At 68.8% G+C, this 21,282-nt stretch carries 21 protein-coding genes and 1 other RNA gene; 13 read left to right on the forward strand and 9 right to left on the reverse strand.

Features of this window, described 5'->3' with window-relative positions; genetic code table 11:
- Positions 1-122: 122 nt before the first annotated feature.
- Genes JFC09_RS15450 through JFC09_RS15480 form a run of 7 tightly spaced genes read right to left on the reverse strand, consistent with a single transcriptional unit; the run spans position 123 to position 4,814 of the window.
- Positions 123-572, reverse strand: coding sequence for a pilus assembly protein TadG-related protein (locus tag JFC09_RS15450; protein WP_198394945.1), 450 nt, complete (start codon positions 570-572; stop codon positions 123-125).
- Positions 572-1,021, reverse strand: a complete 450-nt coding sequence (locus JFC09_RS15455; protein WP_198394946.1) for a hypothetical protein — start codon at positions 1,019-1,021, stop codon at positions 572-574. Before JFC09_RS15455 ends, JFC09_RS15450 begins: the two co-directional genes overlap by 1 nt.
- Entirely contained in the window at positions 1,018-1,473 is a 456-nt protein-coding gene (locus JFC09_RS15460) for a TadE family protein (protein ID WP_198394947.1), read from the reverse strand. The genes JFC09_RS15455 and JFC09_RS15460 overlap by 4 nt, the downstream gene beginning before the upstream one ends.
- A gap of 8 nt (positions 1,474-1,481) precedes the next feature.
- Entirely contained in the window at positions 1,482-1,739 is a 258-nt protein-coding gene (locus JFC09_RS15465; protein WP_198394991.1) for a hypothetical protein, read from the reverse strand.
- Between the two features lie 23 nt (positions 1,740-1,762).
- Positions 1,763-2,722, reverse strand: coding sequence for a type II secretion system F family protein (locus JFC09_RS15470; protein ID WP_198394948.1), 960 nt, complete (start codon positions 2,720-2,722; stop codon positions 1,763-1,765).
- On the reverse strand, positions 2,719-3,591 hold the full coding sequence (locus JFC09_RS15475; protein WP_198394949.1) for a type II secretion system F family protein: 873 nt from the start codon (positions 3,589-3,591) through the stop codon (positions 2,719-2,721). The genes JFC09_RS15470 and JFC09_RS15475 overlap by 4 nt, the downstream gene beginning before the upstream one ends.
- On the reverse strand, positions 3,588-4,814 hold the full coding sequence (locus JFC09_RS15480) for a CpaF family protein (protein ID WP_198394986.1): 1,227 nt from the start codon (positions 4,812-4,814) through the stop codon (positions 3,588-3,590). The genes JFC09_RS15475 and JFC09_RS15480 overlap by 4 nt, the downstream gene beginning before the upstream one ends.
- Before the next feature lie 169 nt (positions 4,815-4,983).
- Between JFC09_RS15480 and JFC09_RS15485 the strand changes: the two genes are divergently transcribed.
- The 3 genes from JFC09_RS15485 (at position 4,984) to prfB (ending at position 7,913) form a co-directional block, all read left to right on the forward strand.
- Entirely contained in the window at positions 4,984-5,913 is a 930-nt protein-coding gene (locus JFC09_RS15485; protein WP_198394950.1) for an amidohydrolase family protein, read from the forward strand.
- Between the two features lie 174 nt (positions 5,914-6,087).
- Positions 6,088-6,753 carry a carboxymuconolactone decarboxylase family protein gene (locus JFC09_RS15490; RefSeq protein ID WP_198394951.1) on the forward strand — a complete coding sequence of 222 codons (666 nt, stop codon included), beginning with the start codon at positions 6,088-6,090 and terminating at the stop codon, positions 6,751-6,753.
- A gap of 35 nt (positions 6,754-6,788) precedes the next feature.
- Positions 6,789-7,913, forward strand: a complete 1,125-nt coding sequence (gene prfB / locus JFC09_RS15495) for a peptide chain release factor 2 (RefSeq protein ID WP_198394952.1) — start codon at positions 6,789-6,791, stop codon at positions 7,911-7,913.
- 151 nt (positions 7,914-8,064) lie between these two features.
- Here the strand turns inward: prfB and JFC09_RS15500 are convergent, their stop codons facing one another.
- Positions 8,065-8,697, reverse strand: coding sequence for a PRC-barrel domain-containing protein (locus JFC09_RS15500; protein WP_198394953.1), 633 nt, complete (start codon positions 8,695-8,697; stop codon positions 8,065-8,067).
- A 294-nt stretch (positions 8,698-8,991) separates the two neighbouring features.
- Between JFC09_RS15500 and ftsE the strand changes: the two genes are divergently transcribed.
- The 6 genes from ftsE (at position 8,992) to JFC09_RS15530 (ending at position 14,535) form a co-directional block, all read left to right on the forward strand.
- Entirely contained in the window at positions 8,992-9,687 is a 696-nt protein-coding gene (gene ftsE / locus JFC09_RS15505) for a cell division ATP-binding protein FtsE (RefSeq protein ID WP_198394954.1), read from the forward strand.
- Positions 9,684-10,598 (forward strand): permease-like cell division protein FtsX, encoded by a 915-nt coding sequence (gene ftsX / locus JFC09_RS15510; protein ID WP_198394955.1) that lies wholly within the window; start codon positions 9,684-9,686, stop codon positions 10,596-10,598. Before ftsE ends, ftsX begins: the two co-directional genes overlap by 4 nt.
- 2 nt (positions 10,599-10,600) lie before the next feature.
- A complete protein-coding gene (locus tag JFC09_RS15515; RefSeq protein WP_332839798.1) occupies positions 10,601-11,881 on the forward strand; it encodes a peptidoglycan DD-metalloendopeptidase family protein in 1,281 nt (426 codons plus the stop codon).
- Positions 11,882-12,101: 220 nt separating this feature from the next.
- Complete coding sequence (smpB, locus tag JFC09_RS15520; RefSeq protein ID WP_198394956.1) at positions 12,102-12,581, forward strand: SsrA-binding protein SmpB; 480 nt, start codon at positions 12,102-12,104, stop codon at positions 12,579-12,581.
- 142 nt (positions 12,582-12,723) lie between these two features.
- Positions 12,724-13,098, forward strand: a transfer-messenger RNA (tmRNA) gene (gene ssrA, locus JFC09_RS15525).
- Between the two features lie 543 nt (positions 13,099-13,641).
- On the forward strand, positions 13,642-14,535 hold the full coding sequence (locus tag JFC09_RS15530) for a serine hydrolase (RefSeq protein ID WP_198394957.1): 894 nt from the start codon (positions 13,642-13,644) through the stop codon (positions 14,533-14,535).
- Between the two features lie 9 nt (positions 14,536-14,544).
- Here JFC09_RS15530 and ftsW read toward each other — a convergent pair whose 3' ends face one another.
- Positions 14,545-15,849 (reverse strand): putative lipid II flippase FtsW, encoded by a 1,305-nt coding sequence (gene ftsW, locus JFC09_RS15535; RefSeq protein ID WP_198394958.1) that lies wholly within the window; start codon positions 15,847-15,849, stop codon positions 14,545-14,547.
- A 107-nt stretch (positions 15,850-15,956) separates the two neighbouring features.
- On the opposite strand from ftsW, the gene JFC09_RS15540 reads away from it, so the two are divergent.
- The 4 genes from JFC09_RS15540 (at position 15,957) to adhP (ending at position 21,218) form a co-directional block, all read left to right on the forward strand.
- Positions 15,957-16,679 carry a phosphatase PAP2 family protein gene (locus tag JFC09_RS15540; protein ID WP_198394959.1) on the forward strand — a complete coding sequence of 241 codons (723 nt, stop codon included), beginning with the start codon at positions 15,957-15,959 and terminating at the stop codon, positions 16,677-16,679.
- A gap of 87 nt (positions 16,680-16,766) precedes the next feature.
- Positions 16,767-18,317 (forward strand): sigma-54-dependent transcriptional regulator family protein, encoded by a 1,551-nt coding sequence (locus JFC09_RS15545; protein ID WP_198394960.1) that lies wholly within the window; start codon positions 16,767-16,769, stop codon positions 18,315-18,317.
- Positions 18,318-18,553: 236 nt separating this feature from the next.
- A complete protein-coding gene (gene exaC, locus JFC09_RS15550; protein WP_198394961.1) occupies positions 18,554-20,077 on the forward strand; it encodes an acetaldehyde dehydrogenase ExaC in 1,524 nt (507 codons plus the stop codon).
- Between the two features lie 121 nt (positions 20,078-20,198).
- A complete protein-coding gene (gene adhP, locus JFC09_RS15555) occupies positions 20,199-21,218 on the forward strand; it encodes an alcohol dehydrogenase AdhP (RefSeq protein ID WP_198394962.1) in 1,020 nt (339 codons plus the stop codon).
- The last annotated feature ends 64 nt before the right edge of the window (positions 21,219-21,282 follow it).

Consider the following 21,282-nt stretch of genomic DNA (forward strand, 5'->3'; position numbering starts at 1 on the left):
CGGACGCACCCAGGGGGTCCGTGCGGAACCTGTGGACGGTGGCGCCGTCGTCCACAGGCCGGTGTCCGGGCAGTGGCGGGACCGGCGCGAGATCGTGTGACCTCCGGTGTGTGATCGCAGAGTCAGAGGCGGAGCGCTCCGCGGACTGTTGCGCGGGCTTCGAGCTCGATCCAGGACGGGGCGAACGGTGACAGGAGTGCGGGCACGTACGCCGTGCGGAGCTCGACTTCCGCGCTGAGACCGTCAGGGCTGCGTCCGACCACCGTCATGTCGGTGTAGCGCGGCGGCACCTCGACCGCGGACAGGTACGCAGCGGCCGCCGTCCGCACACCCTCGTCGGTGAGGACGATGCCGGGTTCCGGCGTCGGCGCGGGGTCGAAGGATTCTGCGGCGGCGAGCGCTGCGGAATCGGCGAGGGCGAAGAGCTTCCGGTGAGCGAGCCAGACGTCGGTGATGAGTGCCGCGAGCAGGATGAGTGCCAGCGCGATGGTTGCGAAGCCGATCGCGAGGGGAGTGATGGACCCCTCGTCGGGGCGCGCTGCGCGGGGCGTCGGACGGCGAAGGCGGGCCATCATTCCTCCACGGGCGCGCTGAGGTCGGTGTGGGCGGACCGGACGATCATGACGGGGATCTTCTTCTCCCCCAGAACGGCGGGGATGCCGGGGACGGGGATCCGTGCGACGACCGTCGCGGTGATCGGGGTTCCGGCCGCGCCGCAGGGGCCGGAGCAGTGCAGGTCGATCTCCCACTCCGCGTCCTCCAGTCCGTGGTCCGCGAAGTGCAGCGCTGCGACGTCCTGCGCGGTCTGCTGGGCGCCGGCGGGGTGCCGGGCAGCCGACCGCGCGGCGTCGATCGCGGTGGACTGGGCGGCGTAGGCGCCTGCCTGCACCTGCGCGAGGGAGACGAGCAGGTAGAGGAGAGGGACGAGGAGGACGACGGAGCCGAAGATGAACTCGATCGGGGCGGTCCCCGCATCACTGCGGTGAGAACGGTGCGCGCGCGTGCGCCAGCGGCCCGTCACAGCGCCGGGTCCTCAGCGAAGGCTCGACCCTGCAGCTCCCACACCCCGGCCGGTCCCGCGAGCCCGACGACGGGGATCGGGGTGCGGACGGTCACCGTGATGAGGGTCTGCGGTCCGGAGGGTGCCGTCGTGACCGCGATGTCCTCCGCATAGCTCGCACCGACGGCGGTCGAGACGAGGAGCGCCGTGTGCTGCGCACCGTCCTCCTCCGTGCGGTCTGCGGCGGCGGCGATCCGGGCGCCGGCGATCGCGGAGTCGATGACGGTGTTCCGCACGTGCATCGCCAGACCGATCTGGAGGACGGCGGCGAACACGAGCGCGAGGAGCGCGGACACCATGACGAATTCCGCGACGGCGGAGCCGTCGTCTGCGCGCCGTGATCCACTGCGCGCTCCGCGGGTCCCTGCGGGGCGCGTCCTGCGGATCCCCGCGGCCGGCTGCCTGGTACTCATCCCACACCTCAGCCTGCTTGGCGCACCTTGTTGATGCTGTCGACGAAGAGGGATGTGAATGCTTCCCCCGCGAGCGCCCACAGGGCGACGACGAGAGCGGCCGTCATCACGGTGATGAGGACCCAGCCGGGCACGTCCCCGCGGTCCACCAGGGACTCGCGGCGGCCTCGGCGACGGGGCGCGGAGGCCGCGGCTGCGGAACGGTGCGCGCAGGTGAGGACGGAGAGCAGCACGGCGACGACGAGGAGCCGGATGCGTGTGAACATGATGATTCTCCTTCGTGAGACGGTCAGGGGCCCAGATCGAGCACGGCGAGGGTGGGATAGATCGCGAAGAGGACGGTGACGGGGAGCACGAACAGGACGACCGGCACGAGCATGCCCACCTCCTTGCGGCCGCTCACCTCCATGAGCGTCCGCCTGCCGTGCTCGCGCACATCGGCGGCCTGCGCACGGAGGACCTCCGCGAGCGGTGTGCCGCGGGAGGTCGCCACCGCAATGCCGTCGACGAAGCGGACGATCGACGGATTGCCGGTGCGCTGCCCCATCTCATCGAGCGCGTCGACCAGCGGCGTGCCGATGCGGACCTGGGACAGAGCGCGGGCGAGCTCCTGGCTGAGTTCGCCGGTCGTCGAACGGCAGACGCGCTCCAGCGCATCGATCGTGCCCTCACCGGCGGTCATCGACAGCGCCAGCAGCTCTGCGACGGTGGGGAACTCCGCCATGATCCGCCGTTCCCGTTCCCGCACCTGCTGCGTGAGCCACCAGTCGTTGACGATGTGGCCCAGCACGGCGCCCAGCACGATGAGGCCCAGCAGGATGACGGGAGAGAACCCCCGCGTGACCGCGGAGACTGCGCCGACGACGGAGCCCGCCGCCAGGCCCGCGAGGATGAGGAGGACCTGGCGGGTGCGGAACCGTTCGACGGTCGTCGTACCGCCCAGCTGCTCCAGACGGTGCAGAACGGACGCGTCCGTCGTCATCCTCGACGTGAGCCACGCACCGGAGGCCGCAGCCACCTTCGTGAGGATCCCGATGACCCCGGTCGTCGGAGTGGCGGGCGCGCCGTAGAGGGAGGCGACCCGCGGCTGGTCGCGCAGGTAGGGGCCGATGCGGTCAGCGAGGGTGGGACGCCTCAGCGTGGGGACCCCGGACACGGCGAGGGCAGCGCTCGCCCCCAGGACGAGCCCCATGATGACGGCGACCGCCGGGTTGAAGACGTCCACGTGGGACCACAGCGCCGCACTCATCGCAGCACACGCGGTTCGCTCGGCAGCCGTCCGATCCGCTTCATGAGGAGGTACGCCAGAAGCGACACGACCATGCCGCTGAATAGGAGGAGCGCGCCGCCCGGCGTGCTGTAGGCGGCCGCCGCCTCACTGCGCGTCGCGAGCAGCGCGAGGACGAGCCAGGGAGCGGCGACAGCCAGGCGCGCGCCCGTGACGGTCCAGCTCTGGCGGGCTTTGAGCTCCGAACGGGTGCGCGCGTCCTCACGCAGGAAGTGTGCGAGCGTCCGCAGCAGGGTGCCCAGCTCCGTACCGCCCACGTCGCGGGTCACTCCCAGCGCTGCGACGATCCTGTCCGCGACCGGGTCTGCGCTCGCCTGCTTGAAGGCGTCCAGCGCCATCGTGAGGGAGCCCGTGGCACGGTACTCGTCCTCGAAGACCTGGAACACCGGTCGCAGACCGTCAGGGCCGCGGTGGGCGAGGGCCGCGAGCGCCTCCGGCAGCGACATCCCCGCCCGCACACCGGAATGGAGGTGGTCGATCGCATCCGGCCACAGGACCCGGCGCTCGACCTCCCGGGACCGGGACCGGTGGCGGACGACGGCGATGGGCAGAGCACCCGCGAAGACGGCGAAGCAGGTGCTGATGGGAGCCGAGGCCGTCACCGCGTAGCCGGTGAGCCAGACGAACGCGGCGGCTCCCACGCTGATCGCCGCGAGGTGGCCGGGAGTGATGCGGGGGAGGTCCGCCGCGACCAGGTCGTCCGCCAGGTCTTCGACGAAACGTGGCCGGGGGTGCGTCCGTGCGGGGGCTTCCCAGAACGACGACCAGATGCAGAGGAGTCCGGCTGCCAGCACAATGCCGTACAGCGTCGCCGACAGCGTGGTGGTCACGCCGCCTCCAGCAGGGTGTGGACGTTCTTGCCGATCGCCGCAATGCGCTCGCCCAGGTGGCTGAAGCCCCGACCGCGGACCAGCTGGCCGGACGAGTCCGTCTGGAAGATCGTCTCGAGTTCGACCGTCCCGCCCTCGATTCCTCCGGGGACCGCCGCGATCTCGTGCACTCGGCGGCTGCCGTTGCGCAGCAGGGCGAGGTGGACGACGAGGTCGATGCACCCGGCCACCGTCGGAGTGACGAACGACGAACCGATGTTCGGTCCTGCGAGCAGCGGCAGTGTGCACATCTTCGTCACGGCGCTGCGTGCGGAGTTCGCGTGGAGGGAACCCATCGCGGGCAGGCCCGCGTTCATCGCGATGAGCATGTCGAGACTCTCTGCTTCGCGGACCTCGCCCACGATGATGCGGTCGGGGCGCATCCGCAGAGCCTCTTTCACGAGCCGTCGCAGCGGGACCTCACCGGTGCCCTCGAGGCTGGACTGGCGGCACTGCATCGCGATCCAGTCGCGGGCGGGGACTGAGAGCTCGAACACCTCCTCGCACGTGATGACGCGTTCGCGGACGGGGATCGATCCGCACAGCGCGTTGAGCATCGTGGTCTTGCCGGCCTGGGTCTGACCGGACACCAGGACGTTGGCCCCTGCTGCGACGGCTGCGTCGAGGAATCCTGCCGCCGCCCCGGTCAGCGATCCGGTTTCGACGAGGTCGGCGAGGCTCCGGGTCTGCGCGATGAACTTCCGGATGTTGATCGCCGGATATGTGCGTGTGATGTCGGGCAGGACGATGTGCAGGCGGGAGCCGTCGGGAAGCGCTGCGTCGACGAACGGTGACGACAGGTCCACCCGTCGCCCCGTGGTCCGCAGGAGTCGCTCGATGAGTTCGGCGATCTCCGCCTCCGACAGCACGGTGGGGGTGAGCTCCGAGACGCCGTGGCGGGAGACGAAGACGGCGTGGGGGCCGTTGAGCCAGATCTCCTCGATCGTCGGGTCGTCGAGGTACTTCTGGATCGCCCCGTAGCCGGTGAGGTCGTCGAGGACGCTGCGGCGGATCGCCTCCGCGTCGCCGAGGACGGGGAGGGACCCGGACAGGGTCCGTTCGTCATAGGAGCGGATCACGTCGTCGACGAGGTCCGCTGTGGGGCGGGCCTCCGAACGCGGATCGATCCCGCGGGTGCGGATGAGGTCACGCACTTCCGACCGGATGAACTCCAGTGCTTCCACGACGTCACCTCCCTCGCATTCCGGAGCGTGGAGCGCCGGGTGGACGCTCAGCTGACTCATACGAGTTTCAAAGTAGCCGTTCGGGTGAGGTTACGGAAGTGTTCACCGCGAAGCTGTGGATAACCGGACGGGTCGACGCGCCACTGATCGAACGTTCTACGATGAGGTCATGCCTGACAACGACGCCCGGCCCACGCCCGCCTCCGCGACCGTCTCCCTGCCCGACGACGAACCGCAGCGACTCCGAGCCGTCGCCGCGGAGCTGGGGATCCCCGGTCTCGTCGACATCCACACGCACTTCATGCCGCAGAACGTGCTCACGAAGGTGTGGCAGTACTTCGACAGCGCGGAGGAGCGGGGTCTGCGGCCGTGGCCGATCGCCTACCGCTGGTCGGAAGAGGAGCGCGTCGCACGTCTGCGGGACATGGGCGTCATCGGCTTCACGTCGATGCTCTACCCCCACAGGCCGGGGATGGCAGAGTGGCTGAACTCCTGGTCCCAGGACTTCGCCGCCCGCACCCCGGCCTGCGCGCACACCTCCACGTTCTTCCCCGAGCCCGAGGCCGCCGCCTACACCCAGCGCGCTCTGGAATCCGGGACGAAGGTCTTCAAATCCCATATTCAGGTGGGCGGCTACGATCCGGCGGACCGGCTGCTCGATCCGGTCTGGTCGCAGATCGAGGAGGCGGGTGTCCCCGTCGTCATCCACTGCGGCTCGGGGCCCGTGCCCGGCAATCACACGGGGCTCGACCCCATCGTCGAGGTGCTGCGGCGCCATCCGAAGCTCACGCTGGTCATCGCGCACACGGGTATGCCGGAGTACCGGGAGTTCATCGGGCTGGCGCAGGACTACGAGAACGTCTGCCTCGACACGTGCATGACCTTCACTCCGTTCGTGGAGGCGACGAAGCCGTTCCCCGACGACCTCCTCGACCCCCTCGTCGCGCTGCAGGACAAGGTGGTGCTCGGCAGCGACTTCCCCAACATCCCCTACCCGTACGGGGTGCAGATCGACTCGATCCGCGCACTGGGGCTGGGGGAGGAGGTCGAGCGGAAGATCCTCCACGACAACGGGGCCAGGCTGCTGGGTCTGGACTGAGACCTCGGCGGCCTCCTGGACGGGACGGCCGGGGCAGGGCGGCCGGCACAGGACGGCCGACACCGGGTGTGCGACACAGATCGTCACATCCGGAACAGCCGCGAGGACTGTGCCGTTGCCTCCGTGAGCGGTCCCCTTCAGGGGCCCGCCACCACGAACGGAAGGAGCTCAGCGATGCATTACCACGAGTCGGGGGACTTCGACTACGCGAAGGTCCTCGCAGAAGTCGCCCCCGCCCAGGTGAAGGCGTTCGGTACGTTCGATGCGGCCGTCTTCGATAAGGACGACGAGATCCTGGATCTGCGGACGAAGGAACTCATCGCGATCGGTGTGGCGTCGACGACGCAGTGCCCGTACTGCCTGGACGTCCACGTGGGCAACGCGAAGAAGGCCGGCGCCAGCCGTGAGGAGGTGGCACGCGCCGTCTTCGTCGCCGCCGGACTGCGCGCCGGTGCCGCCTACACGCACGGGTTCCTCGCGCACAAGGCGTACGAGCAGGGTGCGGAGCTTGAGCACTTCCACGAGCCGGGCGACCGGAAGCACCTGCGCACCCTGCGGACGTCTGCCGGCGGTTCGGTCGAGGCGTTCCAGCAGTTCGACGCCGCGGTCTTCGACCCGGACGACGAGGTGCTGTCCGTCAAGGTGCGCGAACTCATCGCGATCGCCGTGGCCGCGACGACCCAGTGCCCGTACTGCCTCGCGGGCCACGTGGGCAACGCGAAGAAGGCCGGGGCGACGGAGGAAGAGCTCGCCCGGGCTGTGATGGTCGCGGCGGCTCTGCGGGCCGGTGCCGCCTACACCCACGGGTTCCTCGCGCTCAAGCTCTACGACCAGAAGTGAACGGGGGCCTGCGCGTGCCGTAGGCTTGGGGGACTATGGCCTCCACTGACTTCTCCGCAGAGATCGACACCCTGCAGCGCATCTTCGCCTCCATCCGCGAGGTGTCCGACATCGACACCCTGCGCAGCGAGGTGGAGGAGCTCACGCACGCCGCCGCTGCGCCGGACCTCTGGGACGACCCGGACGCCGCCCAGAAGGTGACGTCGAAGCTGTCCCACAAGCAGTCTGTGCTGGAGAAGCTCGACAAGTTCGACCAGCGCATCGAGGACGTCGAGCTGCTCGTGTCCATGGGTGAGGACGAGGGCGATCAGGACGCGATCGACGAAGCGGTCGCGGAGATCCACAAGCTCAGGGGCGAACTGGGCGACCTGGAGATCACGACCCTGCTGTCCGGTGAGTTCGACGAGCGCTCCGCCGTCATCACGGTGCGTGCCGGTGCGGGCGGGGACGACGCATCGGACTTCGCGCAGATGCTCACCCGCATGTACGTGCGGTGGGCGGAGAACCGCAAGTACGCGGTGCAGGAACTCGATACGTCCTACGCGGAGGGTGCGGGCGTGAAGTCCGCGACGATCCAGGTCAACGCCCCCTACGCCTACGGCACGCTGTCCGTCGAAGCGGGCACGCACCGGCTGGTCCGCATCAGCCCGTTCGACAACCAGGGCCGCCGCCAGACGTCGTTCGCCGCTGTCGAGGTGGTGCCGCTCATCGAGCCGACGGACCACATCGACATCGACGAGAACGACCTGCGCATCGACGTCTACCGCTCGTCGGGTCCCGGCGGGCAGTCGGTCAACACGACGGACTCCGCGGTGCGCATCACCCACGTCCCCACGGGCGTCGTCGTGAGCATGCAGAACGAGAAGTCGCAGATCCAGAACCGTGCTGCCGCGATGCGCGTCCTGCAGTCCCGCCTGCTGCAGCTCAAGCGGGAAGAGGAGAACGCGCAGAAGAAGGAGCTTGCCGGCGACATCAAGGCGAGCTGGGGCGACCAGATGCGGTCCTATGTGACGCACCCGTACCAGATGGTGAAGGATCTGCGCACGAACCACGAGGTGAACAACCCGTCCGCTGTCTTCGACGGCGACATCGACGGCTTCCTGCAGGCCGGCATCCGCTGGCGCAAGGAGCAGGAGATGGCCGCCGAGGTCGACGCCTGATCCCAGCCGACGCGACGTTCACCGCCGCGCGGCAGCGAAGGGCCGGGTCCGCTCAGCGGACCCGGCCCTTCCGCGTCGCCGCGCTGCCCGATCAGTGGCGGCTGCCGGTTCGCAGCCGGCCTACCGACCTACCGGCTTGCCGGTCGCCAGATCAGCGCACCCGTTTGCGCAGGCGCGCCGGCCGCGCCTCGCGGGACTCCGTGTCGACCCTCTGCCGCCCCTCGTGGGCGGCCATGCCCTGGTCGGGCCCTGCGGCGCTGTCGCGTCCCATCGGTGCGTCGCGACCCACGCGGTCGGCTCCAGCCGCGTCACCGGCAGTGCTGGGGGACCCGACATCGCCGGGGCCTCCCGGGGTTCCGGGTCCACCCGCGGCGCCCGCGTCACCCACAGCGCTCGCGTCTCCGGCAGCGCCAGGACTGCCGGCGGTGCCGGGCTCGCTGACCGGGCTGCGGTGGCCGGTCGTCGCGTCGTACTGCATCCCGTAGTGCTCGAACACGCGACGCTCCTCCTCCGGGGTGAGGTGGCCGTCCGCGTCGACATTGGGCGCGTCCTTGATGAAGTCCTTCGTGAAGGGGACGGAGATCCCGTCCGCCGCCCGATCGGCGGCGTCGTAGGGGACGAAGGTCTCCTTCATCCCGAACAGTCCGGTGTTCACGGAGACGAACGCGGGCTGCTGGGTCTGGTCGTCGAAGTACACGTCGCCGACGGTGCCCACCTTCTTCCCCTCGCTGTCGAAGACGGTGGCATTCGCAAGTGCATCGATGTCGTGATTGTCATGGACCATCGTGTACGTCACTCTCCTTCCATGCGCTGCCCGCATGTCGGGCAACCTGCCCCCAAAAAGCAAGGCACCTTGAACTTTAGTGGGCCGGGGCGCCGTGGCAATGGGTGCGCGCTGGCAGTTGGCTGGGTCTCGTGATCGGCGCGCTGCGGCAAGAGGAGCTCGCGCACTGCGCCGACACGCGGGTCGGCCAGGCAAAACACGGCCACGGCGACCGCTCGCCCCTAGAGTGAGTGTGGACGCGCCCCGTGTCCTGCTGTGTTCTGCCCCTGCCTTCCCCCAGCCCCCGGAGTCCGTGTGATCACGTTCGACAAGGTCACGAAGTCCTACGACCAGCGCGCCGCGCCCGCCCTCGCGGATCTGACCTTCACGGCGGAGGCGGGGGAGTTCGTGTTCCTCGTGGGGGCCTCGGGATCGGGGAAGTCGACCGTCATCCGGCTGGTGCTGCGCGAAGAGGTGCCCACCCGCGGGCGCATCACGGTCGCCGGGACGCAGACGGCGCGGATGCCCAGCTGGAAGGTCCCGCACCTGCGCCGCGGCATCGGCACCGTCTTCCAGGACTTCCGGCTGCTGCCCAACAAGAACGTCTTCGACAACGTCGCCTTCGCACTCCATGTCATCGGGAAGTCGCGGGCGGCGATCTCCACCCTCGTCCCGGACGTGCTGGAGACGGTGGGGCTCGAGGGGAAGCAGAAGCGGTACCCGCACGAACTGTCCGGCGGTGAGCAGCAGCGCGTCGCGATCGCCCGCGCCGTCGTCAACAAGCCCGGCATCCTGCTGGCGGACGAACCCACCGGCAACCTCGATCCGGCGACCAGCCAGGACATCATGGACGTCATCAAGCGGATCAACAGCTTCGGCACGACCGTGCTCATGGCGACCCACGACTCCTCGATCGTCAATTCGATGAATCGGAGGGTGATCGAGCTGCGCGACGGGGTGACGGTCCGCGACGCGGTGGGCGGCTACCGCCCGGAGGTGACGCAGTCGTGAAGACCTCGTTCATCTTCTCCGAGGTGCTCACCGGGCTGCGGCGCAACCTCTCCATGATCATCTCCGTCGTCCTCGTCACCTTCGTGTCGCTCCTGTTCATCGGCTCCGCCGTCCTCCTGCAGATGCAGATCGGGGGGATGAAGGACTACTGGTACGACCGCGTGCAGGTCGCCGTGTTCCTGTGCCCGCCCGACTCCGAGGCGCCCACGTGTGCCGAAGGGGAGGTCACCCAGGAGCAGAAGGACGCGATCGAGGCCGCACTCGGCTCGCCGGACCTCGACGACTACGTCGAGGAGGTCCACTTCGAGGACAAGGCGACCGCGCACCGGCTCTTCGAGGAGCAGTTCGCGGGCACCAGCCTCGAGGGCACCGTGCCGGAGGACCAGATGCAGGAGTCGTTCCGCATCCAGCTGGCGGACCCGGAGCAGTACGGGATCATCAGTGAGTACTTCTCAGCCACCCCCGGTGTGGAGGAGGTGGTCGACCAGAACAGGCTGCTGGATCAGCTGTTCAGGATCCTCAACATCGCGACGGCGGTGGCGGTGGGGATCGCCGGCATCATGACACTGTGCGCGGTGCTGCTCATCGCGACCACGATCCGCCTGTCCGCGTTCACCCGCCGTCGGGAGACGGGCATCATGCGTCTGGTGGGGGCGTCGAACCTCTTCATCCAGCTGCCGTTCATCCTCGAGGGGGTCCTCGCCGCGGCGGTGGGGAGCCTGCTGGCGGGGGGTGTGCTGGGTCTGGGCGTACACTTCGGGGTGTCCGGATGGCTGCAGTCGCGCCTTGCCGGGGTCACCCTCGTGACGGTCGGGGACGTGGCGCTCATCACCCCGCTCCTCCTCGTCGTGGGCGTCGTCATGGCCGGTGCGTCCTCCTGGCTCACCCTCCGTCGGTACATGAAGGTGTGATCGTGTTCGTTTCCCCGCAGCTGCCCACTCGTCACCAGTCCGCCGTAGGCGTGCGTCGCCGGGTCCTCGCCCTGCTCGCAATCGTGCTCGCGCTGGTCCTGTGCGCGCCGATGACGCCCGCTCTGGCGAACCCGACGGAGGAGAAGTCCGCGGTCGACGAGCGGGTGGAGGAGCTGCAGCAGGAGCACGAGGGGCTCACGGAGGAGCTTGCCCGTGTGGTCGCGGAGATGGAGGCCGCTGAAGAGAAGATGCCGGACGCCGAGGACGCGGTCAGCGAGGCGTCCGACGAGCTCGAGGAGGCCCAGCGCAAGGACGAGGAGCTCGGGGCGCGCCTCACGTCCGCGGAGAACGCGGAGAAGGATCTGCGCGAGGAGATCGACGAGGGCGCGGACCAGATCGAGGATTCGGAGAAGTCCGTCGTCGGGGTCGCGCGGCGTGCATACCAGAATTCGGGTGTGACGAGCGATGTCGCGATGCTCCTCCAGATGGCGGAGAGCGACAGCGGGATGGACGGCCTCACACGCGTCGACTCCGCGGTGCGCAGCCAGCAGCGGACGATCACCCGGCTGGGTGAGCGCCGTGCGGCGAACATCAGCAACCAGAACCGGCTCGATGCGATCGCGGACGAGATCTCCGACCTGAAGGACGAGGCCGCCGAGGTCGTGCTCGCCAAGGAGTCCGCGGAACGTGCCGCTCGGGACGCTAAGGACGAACTGGACTCCCTCATCTCGCAGAAGGACTCCGCCGCGAAGACGATCGAGGAGAACCAGGCCTCGACGGCGGAGGAGCTGGAGAAGCAGAAGGAGGAGCAGGAGCGGCTCGCGGACCAGATCCGCGAGTGGCAGGAGGACAACGGCGACGGCAATCGGACACTGCCGGGTGACGGATTCCTCAAGAACCCTGCTCCCGGCTACCCGATCACCTCGCACTACGGGTGGCGAACTCACCCGATCGCGGGTGTGAGGCGACTCCATTCCGGAACGGACTTCGGCGTGCCCTGCGGCACGGAGGTGCACGCGTCCGCGGACGGCGTCGTCGTGTCCAGCGGGGGCGCCGGCGGCTACGGGAACCGGGTCGTCATCTCGCACGGGAAGTCGAATGGTGCGAGCATCGCGACGACCTACAACCACAACACCCGGAACCTCGTGCGCGCGGGGCAGAGTGTGAAGCAGGGCGACGCGATCTCGATCTCCGGTACGACGGGTGCGTCGACCGGCTGCCACCTGCACTTCGAGGTCATGCAGAACGGGTCGTACGTCAACCCGATGGACTGGATCTCCTGACCGATCGGGCCCGCAGGCCCTTCTCGCCGGGCGACCGAGAGTTCATGATCGGACCTCCTGACCCGGCGTCCGCGTGCCGCGGTGCTGCGGTAGACTGGAGCGTTCGCATGCACCGATGGCGGTGCTGCGCACAGTCGTCGAACGAATCGTCGAATACGGCCTGCTGACGGTGCCCCGGGCATCCTGCAGGTGACGCGCACATGCAGGAGAGGAGGGGTCTGTGCCCAAGGACACCGGACGGAAGTCGATCGCGCGCAACCGCAAGGCGCTACACGAATATCACATCGAGGACACCTACGAAGCGGGCCTGGTCCTCACCGGGACGGAAGTGAAGTCGCTGCGCGAAGGGCGCGCCAACCTCACGGACGGGTTCGGCCTGATCTTCCAGGGGGAGGCGTGGCTGGAGCACGTCTACATCCCCGAATACGTGCAGGGCACGTGGACGAACCATTCGGCGCGGCGGCGCCGGAAGCTGCTCCTCCACAAGGGCGAGATCCTCAAGATCTCGCAGAAGGTGAAGGAATCCGGCCGGACGCTCGTTCCGCTCGAACTGTACTTCGACGGGTCGCGCGTGAAGGTCGAGATCGCGATCGCGAAGGGCAAGAAGGACTGGGACAAGCGCCAGGCGCTCAAGGAGAAGCAGGACAAGCGCGAGGCGGAGAGGGCGATGAAGTCGACCCTGCGCCGCCGGTCCAGCTGACAGGTGGATCACCGGTCTGGCGGCCGGGAATAGGAGTGGTGCACCCCGTGTTGAGAGGTGTACAGTAGATCATCTGGCGCTGGATGGATCAGCGTCGGAGGATGTCGGGTCCCACCTCGTGGGACTCTTGGCAACTGAATAAGGGGATGATCGGTTTCGACGCCGGCTGTTGAGCTGGGAGAAGCGGGCCGAGAATGCAGAGTCAACTCGTTAATGTCCTCTGCAAACCAATAGGTGCTGAATCCAAGACTCGCACCGATTTCGCCCTCGCTGCCTGACAGCGAGCTGAGCGAATCCGTCAGCCCGGGGTAGCTTCCGCCTCGGTTCCTGGCGTCAGCTAGGAAGCCACTGCTGCAGACACATGTCGGGGGTGTCTGTGGGACTCTTACTCGACTCCGTCCGTTGGTCTACGTGTTCGTGCGGTGACCAGGACCTAAGAAACTCTTCACGGACTGCGCCCGGAGAAGACCCGGCGATTCGCCGACGGACGCGGGTTCGATTCCCGCCATCTCCACATCTGTGATCCGAATGGCCTCAGCGGCCTCGCCGCTGGGGCCATTCGTCATGTCCGGGTTCAGAAGGCATCTTCCGTCTCTGCATCCGTGATGAGGAACTGCTCCAGTTCGGCTGCAGCGATCGCGGCGGGTGGCACGCTGCCGGTCGACGGACCACTTGTGGCGAGGTGCTGCATCTGCCGGGTCCGCGCTTCCCAGGGCAGTCGCCCCGGCCGGCTGGCTGCTGTCCACAGAGTCCTGGAGCGAGTTGAAGAGCAGGAAGAGGATCAGGAACCAGACGAGGAAGCAGAGGAGCGCGCTGGCCGCGTAGGTCCCTCCGATGACCAGCAGGGAGTTCGCGGGCTTCCTCTTGTGCAGCGGCCGTGAGGGCGGCGTGCCTCTCCGTCGTCGAGGACCCGCCCCGTGCCGGGTCGAGGCGGTCGGGGTGATTCACCGCTTCCGGTGACATCCGTCCTTGTCCTTGGGTCGACAGTCTGGTGGCACCGTCCACGATAGGACACGTCACGGGGACAGCGGGGTGTGCTGGGCGGACATACCCTGACGTCATGGACAGAAATCCCTTCTCTGCCGTGGAAAGCCCGCCGGTCGTGGGGCCCCCGCCCGTCGTGCACACCGCCGCCGAGGTGCCGGTCACCTGGTCGATCGCCGTCACCGACCTCGCGTCGGGCCGCCCGCTGCTCCAGCACGCACCCCGCACCGTCCTGCCGACCGCGAGTATGGGGAAGGTGTTCCTGCTCATCGAGGTCTTCTCTCAGGCCGCCGCCGGCCGCCTCGACCTCGGCGCGGAGCTTCCCGTCCTGCCGGTCCACGTGGTCGCGGACTCCGGGCTGCTCCACCTCTTCCGTGACAGGACGGTGACGGTCCAGGACGCGTGCCTGCTCGTGGGTGCGGTGAGCGACAACCTCGCGACGAACGCGCTCGCCGACCTCTGCGGACTGGGTGCGGTGCGCGCAGTGGCACGGGACCTCGGGTTCGGGAGCACGGGGTTCCTCGACACCATCCGGGACGTGCGCGGCCCGGAGCATCCGTGGGCGCCGTCGTGCGGGACGGCGCACGAACTCGCGCGCCTGTTCGCGCTGCTGCACGCGGGTGAGATCGTCTCAGCGGAGGTCTCCGCGCAGGTGCTCGACGTGCTCGCGGCAGGGGTGGACACGTCGATGGTCGCAGGCGGTCTCCACCTGGACCCGCTGGCACACATCGAGCCTGACGGGGGAGTGGTGCTCCGCCACAAGACCGGCCACGACGCGGGGGTGCGGGTGGACGCCGGCGTCGTCACCGGGCGAGCCGGAGGCGCGGCCTACGCTGTCGGCGCGCACTGGGATCCGGGGGCGGACACGGGCCCCATGCCGGTGCGTGTGGCGGTCGAGGGGCACATGCGTGCGATCGGGCACGCGGTGCTGCGGTACGTCCTCGGCGAATCGCCCGCGCAGGACCGCTGACCGTCGCCTTCAGGCTTCCTGGCGTCGGCGCAGGAAGCGCGGGGTGAGCGCCTCACGCGTTCTGCGGCGCTGGCGGGCCAGTGCTTCCCGGGCGCCGGGTTCCGCCCGCGCGAACGACAGTGTCAACCCGACCGCCAGCAGACACCCGATGATGGCCGACCCGCCGTACGACACGAACGGCAGCGGCACCCCGATCACGGGCAGCAGCGCGGTGACGACACCGATGTTCACCGCGGCCTGACCGATGACCCACGCGAAGACCGCCATCGTCGTCACCTGGACCATCGTGTCCTCGGCCCGCAGAGCCAGGCGGACTAGGCCGAAGCCCAGGATCGCGAAGAGCCCGATGACGACGCAGCCGCCCAGGAACCCCAGCTCCTCGCCGATGATCGCGAAGATGAAGTCGTTGTGCGCCTCCGGCAGCCACGACCACTTCTCACGACTGGCGCCCAGGCCCACCCCTGCCCAGCCTCCGGAGGCCAGTGCGTAGAGGCCGTGGCTGGACTGCCAGTTCTGGCCCAGGGCGTCGGCCTCCGTGGCGGCGTCCGGACCGGCGAACAGTGCTTTCACCCGCGCCAAGCGATACGGGCTCGTGACGATCAGCAGCGTCACGCCGACGGCCAGCGGCACCAGGGCGGCGGCGAACCAGCGCAGCGGCACACCGCCGGTGAACAGCGCGACGAGGCTCAGCAGGATCAGGATGAGGGAGGTGCCCAGGTCACCGCCGGCCAGAACGCACGCAAGCACGGCGCCCAGCACGGGGATGATCGGCACGGCCAATTCCTTGAAGGAGTCGAGGCGACCGGCCTTGCGGGCCAGGATCACCCCCAGCCACAGGGCGACGGCGACTTTCGCGAGCTCCGACGGCTGCCCCTGAATGGGTCCGATCTGAACCCAGTTCGTGCTGCCGTTCACCGTGCGCCCGATCCCGGGGATGAGGGGCAGCACGACGAGGCCGATGCTCACGATCATCGCGGGCCAGGCGAGTCGGCGCAGCAGCGCGGGTGAGAGCGCAGCGAGGACGAGCATGGCGGTGATGCCCGTCGCGGCGAACAGGGCCTGCCGGAAGAAGATGGTGTAGGACGAGACGGCGGTCCCGTCGTAGGCCGTGATCGACGTCGCGGACAGCACCATGATGAGACCGACCACGACGAGCGCGATGGACGACGTGAGGATCAGGTAGTAGTTGGTGAGCGGCAGGTCCAGGGTGGCCCGCATGTCCGCCCCGATCGACCTCCACCTGCCGGGTCGACTGCTACGGTCGTCGCTGGCGGTGCGACGACCGTCCTCCGCGTGCGTGCTGCGCGGGGTCATCGGTCGTCGGCTGCTTCCGGAAGTGGAGGCGAGGTACGCGCGGTTCTGTGCCTGAACTCCATGGGCACACTGTATGAAGAGGTGGAACAGTCATCCAGCATTCTCGGTTGCCGGGCGGTTCGCCGGGCGAAGGCGTCCCTCTGCGACGGGACCGGGCGGCGCTGCGGTTGCGCAGCGTCGGATCCACACTCCTGCGCGCGGCCCTGTGGCTGGTCACAGGGGCGGTCGTCGTTGCCGTCTGCCTGCTGGGCGTCGGGCCGTCCACCACGCTGCACCTCGCGATCGCCCACAGCGGGATCGACCTGCCGTACGGGCTGGCCGACATCCTGCTGTACGTGCTCGCCGGAGGGTTCTTCCTCACCGCCTGGGGCTTCCGCCGTGTGGACCTCGCCCGTGTGCTCGTCGTCCTCGTGACAGGCATATCCGTCGTCGTCGCATATGCGACGAACGAGGTGCTCAAGCGCCTGTTCGCGCAGGTGCGCCCCTGTGTCGAGCTGGTGGTCGACCCGCGGTGCCCGGGCCCCGACAGTTGGTCGTTCCCCAGCAACCACACGACGATCGCCTTCGCTCTGGCCACCGCGGTGGTGCTCATGGCGGTGACGCGGTGGGCATGGATCGCGTACGGCGTTGCCGCCTGCGCTGCCGTGTCACGTGTGATCGACGGCGTGCACTTTCCGCACGATGTGATCGCCGGGGCCGCCGTGGGCACCTGCGTGACGATCTGCGTCGTCCTGCTGCTCATGCGTGCGACGGCCCGCGTCCGGCGGAGCCTCGCCACCCCGCGCTCATCCTCCGGAACCCGGATGGAAGGTCTGCGCGAAGTCGACTAGGGTTCGCACCAACCCGGAGGGGTGGCATCGCATCGGTCGCAGGGGCGCGACCGCAGGTTCCGTACGCGAAAGGCCGCGAGGATGCAGATGGCTCGATTGGCGGGCGAGGGCGTCCTCGCCCGCGAGTATCAGCGCGAAGTCACACGCGCTTTCAGCCGTCTGTCCGAACGCGCCTCGGATGAGGGTCTGGACGCGGTGCGCAGCATCGTGGCGGAGTCGTGGCAGCGGTCGCTCAGCGCGCTGCCGCCCACGGGTCGTGACAGCGCCTCGCTGGGCATCGACGCGGACGAACTGGAGCGGATGTGCCGGGAGGGTCCGCTGGCGCGCGCTCTGCCGATCGTCCGGCGCCTCCTCATCGAACCCGCACGGGACACGGGCCTGGTCGTCGCGATCGGCGATGCGCAGGGCCGTCTCCTCTGGGTCGAGGGGGACCACTCCGCGCTGCGACGATCCGAATCGATGGGCTTCGCGGTGGGCGCCGACTGGTCGGAGACCGGCATGGGCACCTCCGCCCCCGGCATCGTCGTCGCCACTGGCGCATCGGCCTCTGTCGCACGGGAGGAGCACTTCTCGCCGGTCGTGCGGGAGTGGAGCTGCACCGCAGTGCCGCTCATGGACCCGCACACGCGTGCCCTCATGGGCGTCCTCGACATCACGGGCGGGCCGGAGGCGGTCTCCCCTCTCAGCCTCCCGCTCCTCACCGCTGCCGCCGCCGCGATCGAAGCGGAGCTCGCCGCCCAGCCCCCAGGCGCTTTCGACGGTACGGCCGAACCTGCGGGTTCGAGGCCGGGTGCCCCGTCCGATACGGCGACGACCACCGCGTTCTCCGGTGTCTCGCTGTCACCCGCCGCGGGCGTGGGGGAGGGGGCAGCGCCCGGCTCCCCGCCGCTGACCGCCGCGGACGATCCCGCTGCGGGACGGCCTGCGGCCGGGCTGGTCGGGGAAGACGCCGCCTTCGCCGAGGCGGGGGAGCCGCTCGTGGTGACCGGCACCTCGGCGGCGGGGTCCGGGACGCTGCTGCGGCCCGTCGTGCGGGTCACCGGGCCGGGGGCACCCGCCGTCGCCCAGGACGGCCGCGAGAAGCAGATCGGCCTGCGGCACGCGGAGATCCTCACGCTCCTCGACTGGTACGACGACGGGCTGAGCGGCCCCCAGCTGAGCGAGATGGTCTACGCGGACGCGCCGGAGGCCACGACGGTCCGCGTGGAGATGCACCGCCTGCGCAGGGTGCTTGCGGAGGCGTCGGACGGGTCCGTCGAACTCGCCTCGCGGCCGTACCGGCTGGTCGCGGGCACCGGCCGGGAACGCCCCCCGCTCACGGACGCCCGTGCCGCGCACGACGCGCTCACCGACGGCGACATCGAACGCGCCGTCCACCTGTGCCGGGGCGACGTGCTGCCCGCATCGGAGGCGCCGGAGATCGCCCACCTCCGCACGGCACTGTCCACATCGCTGCGGGAAGCGGTCATGCAGTTCGCGGACCACGACCTCCTGTGGGCCTACCTGCGCCGTCAGGACGCGCAGGACGACCAGGAGGCGTGGATGCTCGCGCTGCGCCTGCTGCCGGCCGACGACGTGCGCAGGGCCGCGGCCGTCGCCCGGCTCGACGCGATCGACGCGGAGCACGCCGCACACTGAACCGTGGTGGGATCCACGAGCTGATCCGTCGCGGGCCCCCGCACTGAGCTGTCGGGGGCCCCGCGCAACGAGCAGACGCGTCGTCCACGCAGCGAACCTCCGTGTGATCCACGCAACGTCGGTGCAACGGCGCTCGCCCTATCCTGGAGTCACAGCCCGGCGGATGCGACGCGGATCCGCGATCATCCGGCCGGGGCGCTCGGACGCACACAGTCGTGCAGAAGAAGGAGACCGGCATGGCCGTCTACGCACAGCCCGGGACATCGGGAGCACTCGTCGACTTCAAGCCCCGCTACGAGAACTGGATCGGCGGCGCATGGGTGCCACCGGTCAAGGGCGAGTACTTCGAGAACGTCACCCCGATCACCGGGAAGGCCTTCACGGAGGTCGCACGATCCACGGCGGAGGACATCGAACTGGCCCTGGACGCCGCCCACAAGGCGGCACCGTCATGGAACAAGACGACGCCTGCGGAGCGGGCCGTCATCCTCAACAAGATCGCGGACCGGATCGAGGAGAACCTCGAGATGATCGCCGTCGCAGAGACGTGGGACAACGGCAAGGCGATCCGCGAACCGCTCGCTGCGGACATCCCGCTGGCGATCGACCACTTCCGCTACTTCGCAGGAGCGATCCGCGCTCAGGAGGGCGGTCTGTCGCAGATCGACGAGGACACTGTCGCCTACCACTTCCACGAACCGCTGGGCGTGGTCGGGCAGATCATCCCGTGGAACTTCCCGATCCTCATGGCGGTGTGGAAGCTCGCGCCGGCACTCGCTGCGGGCAACTGCGTCGTCCTCAAGCCGGCGGAGCAGACACCCGCGTCGATCCTCGTCCTCATGGAGCTGATCGCGGACCTGATCCCCGCGGGCGTCGTCAACATCGTGAACGGCTTCGGCGCGGAGGCGGGCAAGCCGCTCGCCTCGAACAAGCGGATCTCCAAGATCGCGTTCACGGGTGAGACGACGACCGGCCGCCTCATCATGCAGTACGCGTCGCAGAACATCATCCCCGTGACGCTGGAGCTGGGCGGCAAGAGTCCGAACATCTTCTTCGACGACATCGCCCAGGAGAAGGACGCGTTCTACGACAAGGCGCTCGAGGGCTACGCGATGTTCAGCCTCAACCAGGGCGAGGTCTGCACGTGCCCGTCACGCGCACTCATCCAGTCGAGCATGTACGACAGCTTCATGGCGGACGCACTGGAGCGGGTGAAGGCGACGAAGCAGGGCAACCCGCTCGACACGGACACCCAGATCGGCGCGCAGGCGTCGAACGACCAGTTCGAGAAGATCATGTCCTACCTGGACATCGGCAAGCAGGAAGGGGCGAAGATCCTCACCGGTGGGGACGCTGTGGACCTGGGCGGAGACCTGTCCGGCGGGTTCTACGTGGCACCGACGGTCTTCGAGGGGACGAACGACATGAGGATCTTCCAGGAGGAGATCTTCGGCCCGGTCGTCGCGACGACGCAGTTCAAGGACTACGACGACGCGATGTCCATCGCGAACGACACCCTCTACGGACTGGGCGCCGGAGTCTGGGCGCGCAACGGAACGACTGCCTACCGGGCCGGTCGTCAGATCCAGGCGGGCCGCGTCTGGGTCAACAACTACCACGCCTATCCGGCGCACGCCGCGTTCGGAGGCTACAAGTCGTCGGGCATCGGCCGTGAGAACCACCTCATGATGCTCGATCACTACCAGCAGACGAAGAACCTGCTGGTGAGCTACAGCGACAGCGCGCTCGGCTTCTTCTGAGCCCACGCAGTCGTCACCGCATCACCAGGGCCGGGCGGTCCTCCGCCCGGCCCTGTGCTGTCCCCAACCCCAGACGTTTCACCCATGTTTCAATCACGAGTGACTCACAAGGAGCAGGACAATGACTGCAATGCAGGCAGCGATCGTCGAAGATTTCGGACATGAACTGACGGTGGGCGAGTACGAGAAGCCGACCCCCGGACGCGGACAGGCGCTGGTGAAGCTCATCGCCTCCGGTGTCTGCCACACGGACCTCCACGCGCTGGAGGGCGACTGGCCCGTCAAGCCCAAGCTCCCGCTGGTGCCAGGCCACGAGGGTGTGGGCATCGTCGAAGAGCTGGGCGAGGGGGTCGAGAATCTCGAGGTCGGCCAGATGGTCGGCAACGCGTGGCTGTGGACCGCCTGCGGGGACTGCGAGCACTGCCGGCAGGGGTGGGAGACCCTGTGCGAGCAGCAGCAGAACGGCGGCTATTCGACCGACGGGTCGTTCGGCGAATACATGCTCGTCGACGCACCGTACGCGGCGATCATCCCGGAGGGGTCTGATCCGCATGAGATCGCACCGGTGCTCTGCGCCGGGGTGACGGTGTACAAGGGGCTCAAGCGGACCGAGGTGAAGCCCGGGCAGTGGGTCGTCATCTCCGGTATCGGCGGGCTCGGCCACATCGCCGTCCAGTACGCGGTCGCGATGGGCATGCGGGTCGTCGCGGTCGACATCGCGGACGACAAGCTGGCGCTCGCGAAGAAGCACGGCGCCGAGGTCGTGGTCAACGCGATGGACGGCGACCCCGCCACCGCGGTGCAGGAGGCGGTGGGCGGCGCCCACGGCGTGCTCGTCACCGCGGTCCACAAGGACGCGTTCGGTCAGGCGATCGGGATGACCCGGCGCGGCGGGACGATCGTGTTCAACGGTCTTCCCCCGGGCGAGTTCCCCGCCCCGATCTTCGACATCGTCCTCAAGGGCCTCACGATCCGCGGATCGATCGTCGGCACACGCCAGGACATGGTCGAGGCGCTCGAGTTCTACGCGGCGGGCAAGATCAAGCCGACCTTCTCGAAGCGTCCGCTCGGGGACATCAACGCGATCCTCGACGAGATGCGCCACGGCAAGATCGACGGACGCGTCGTCATCGAGTACTGACACGCTCTGGCGGACACGACCAGGACGATGCGTCAGGACCGGCACGAGTCGACTGTGTCGCACA

Source organism: Brevibacterium yomogidense (genome assembly GCF_016107685.1).
GTDB lineage: Bacteria > Actinomycetota > Actinomycetes > Actinomycetales > Brevibacteriaceae > Brevibacterium > Brevibacterium yomogidense.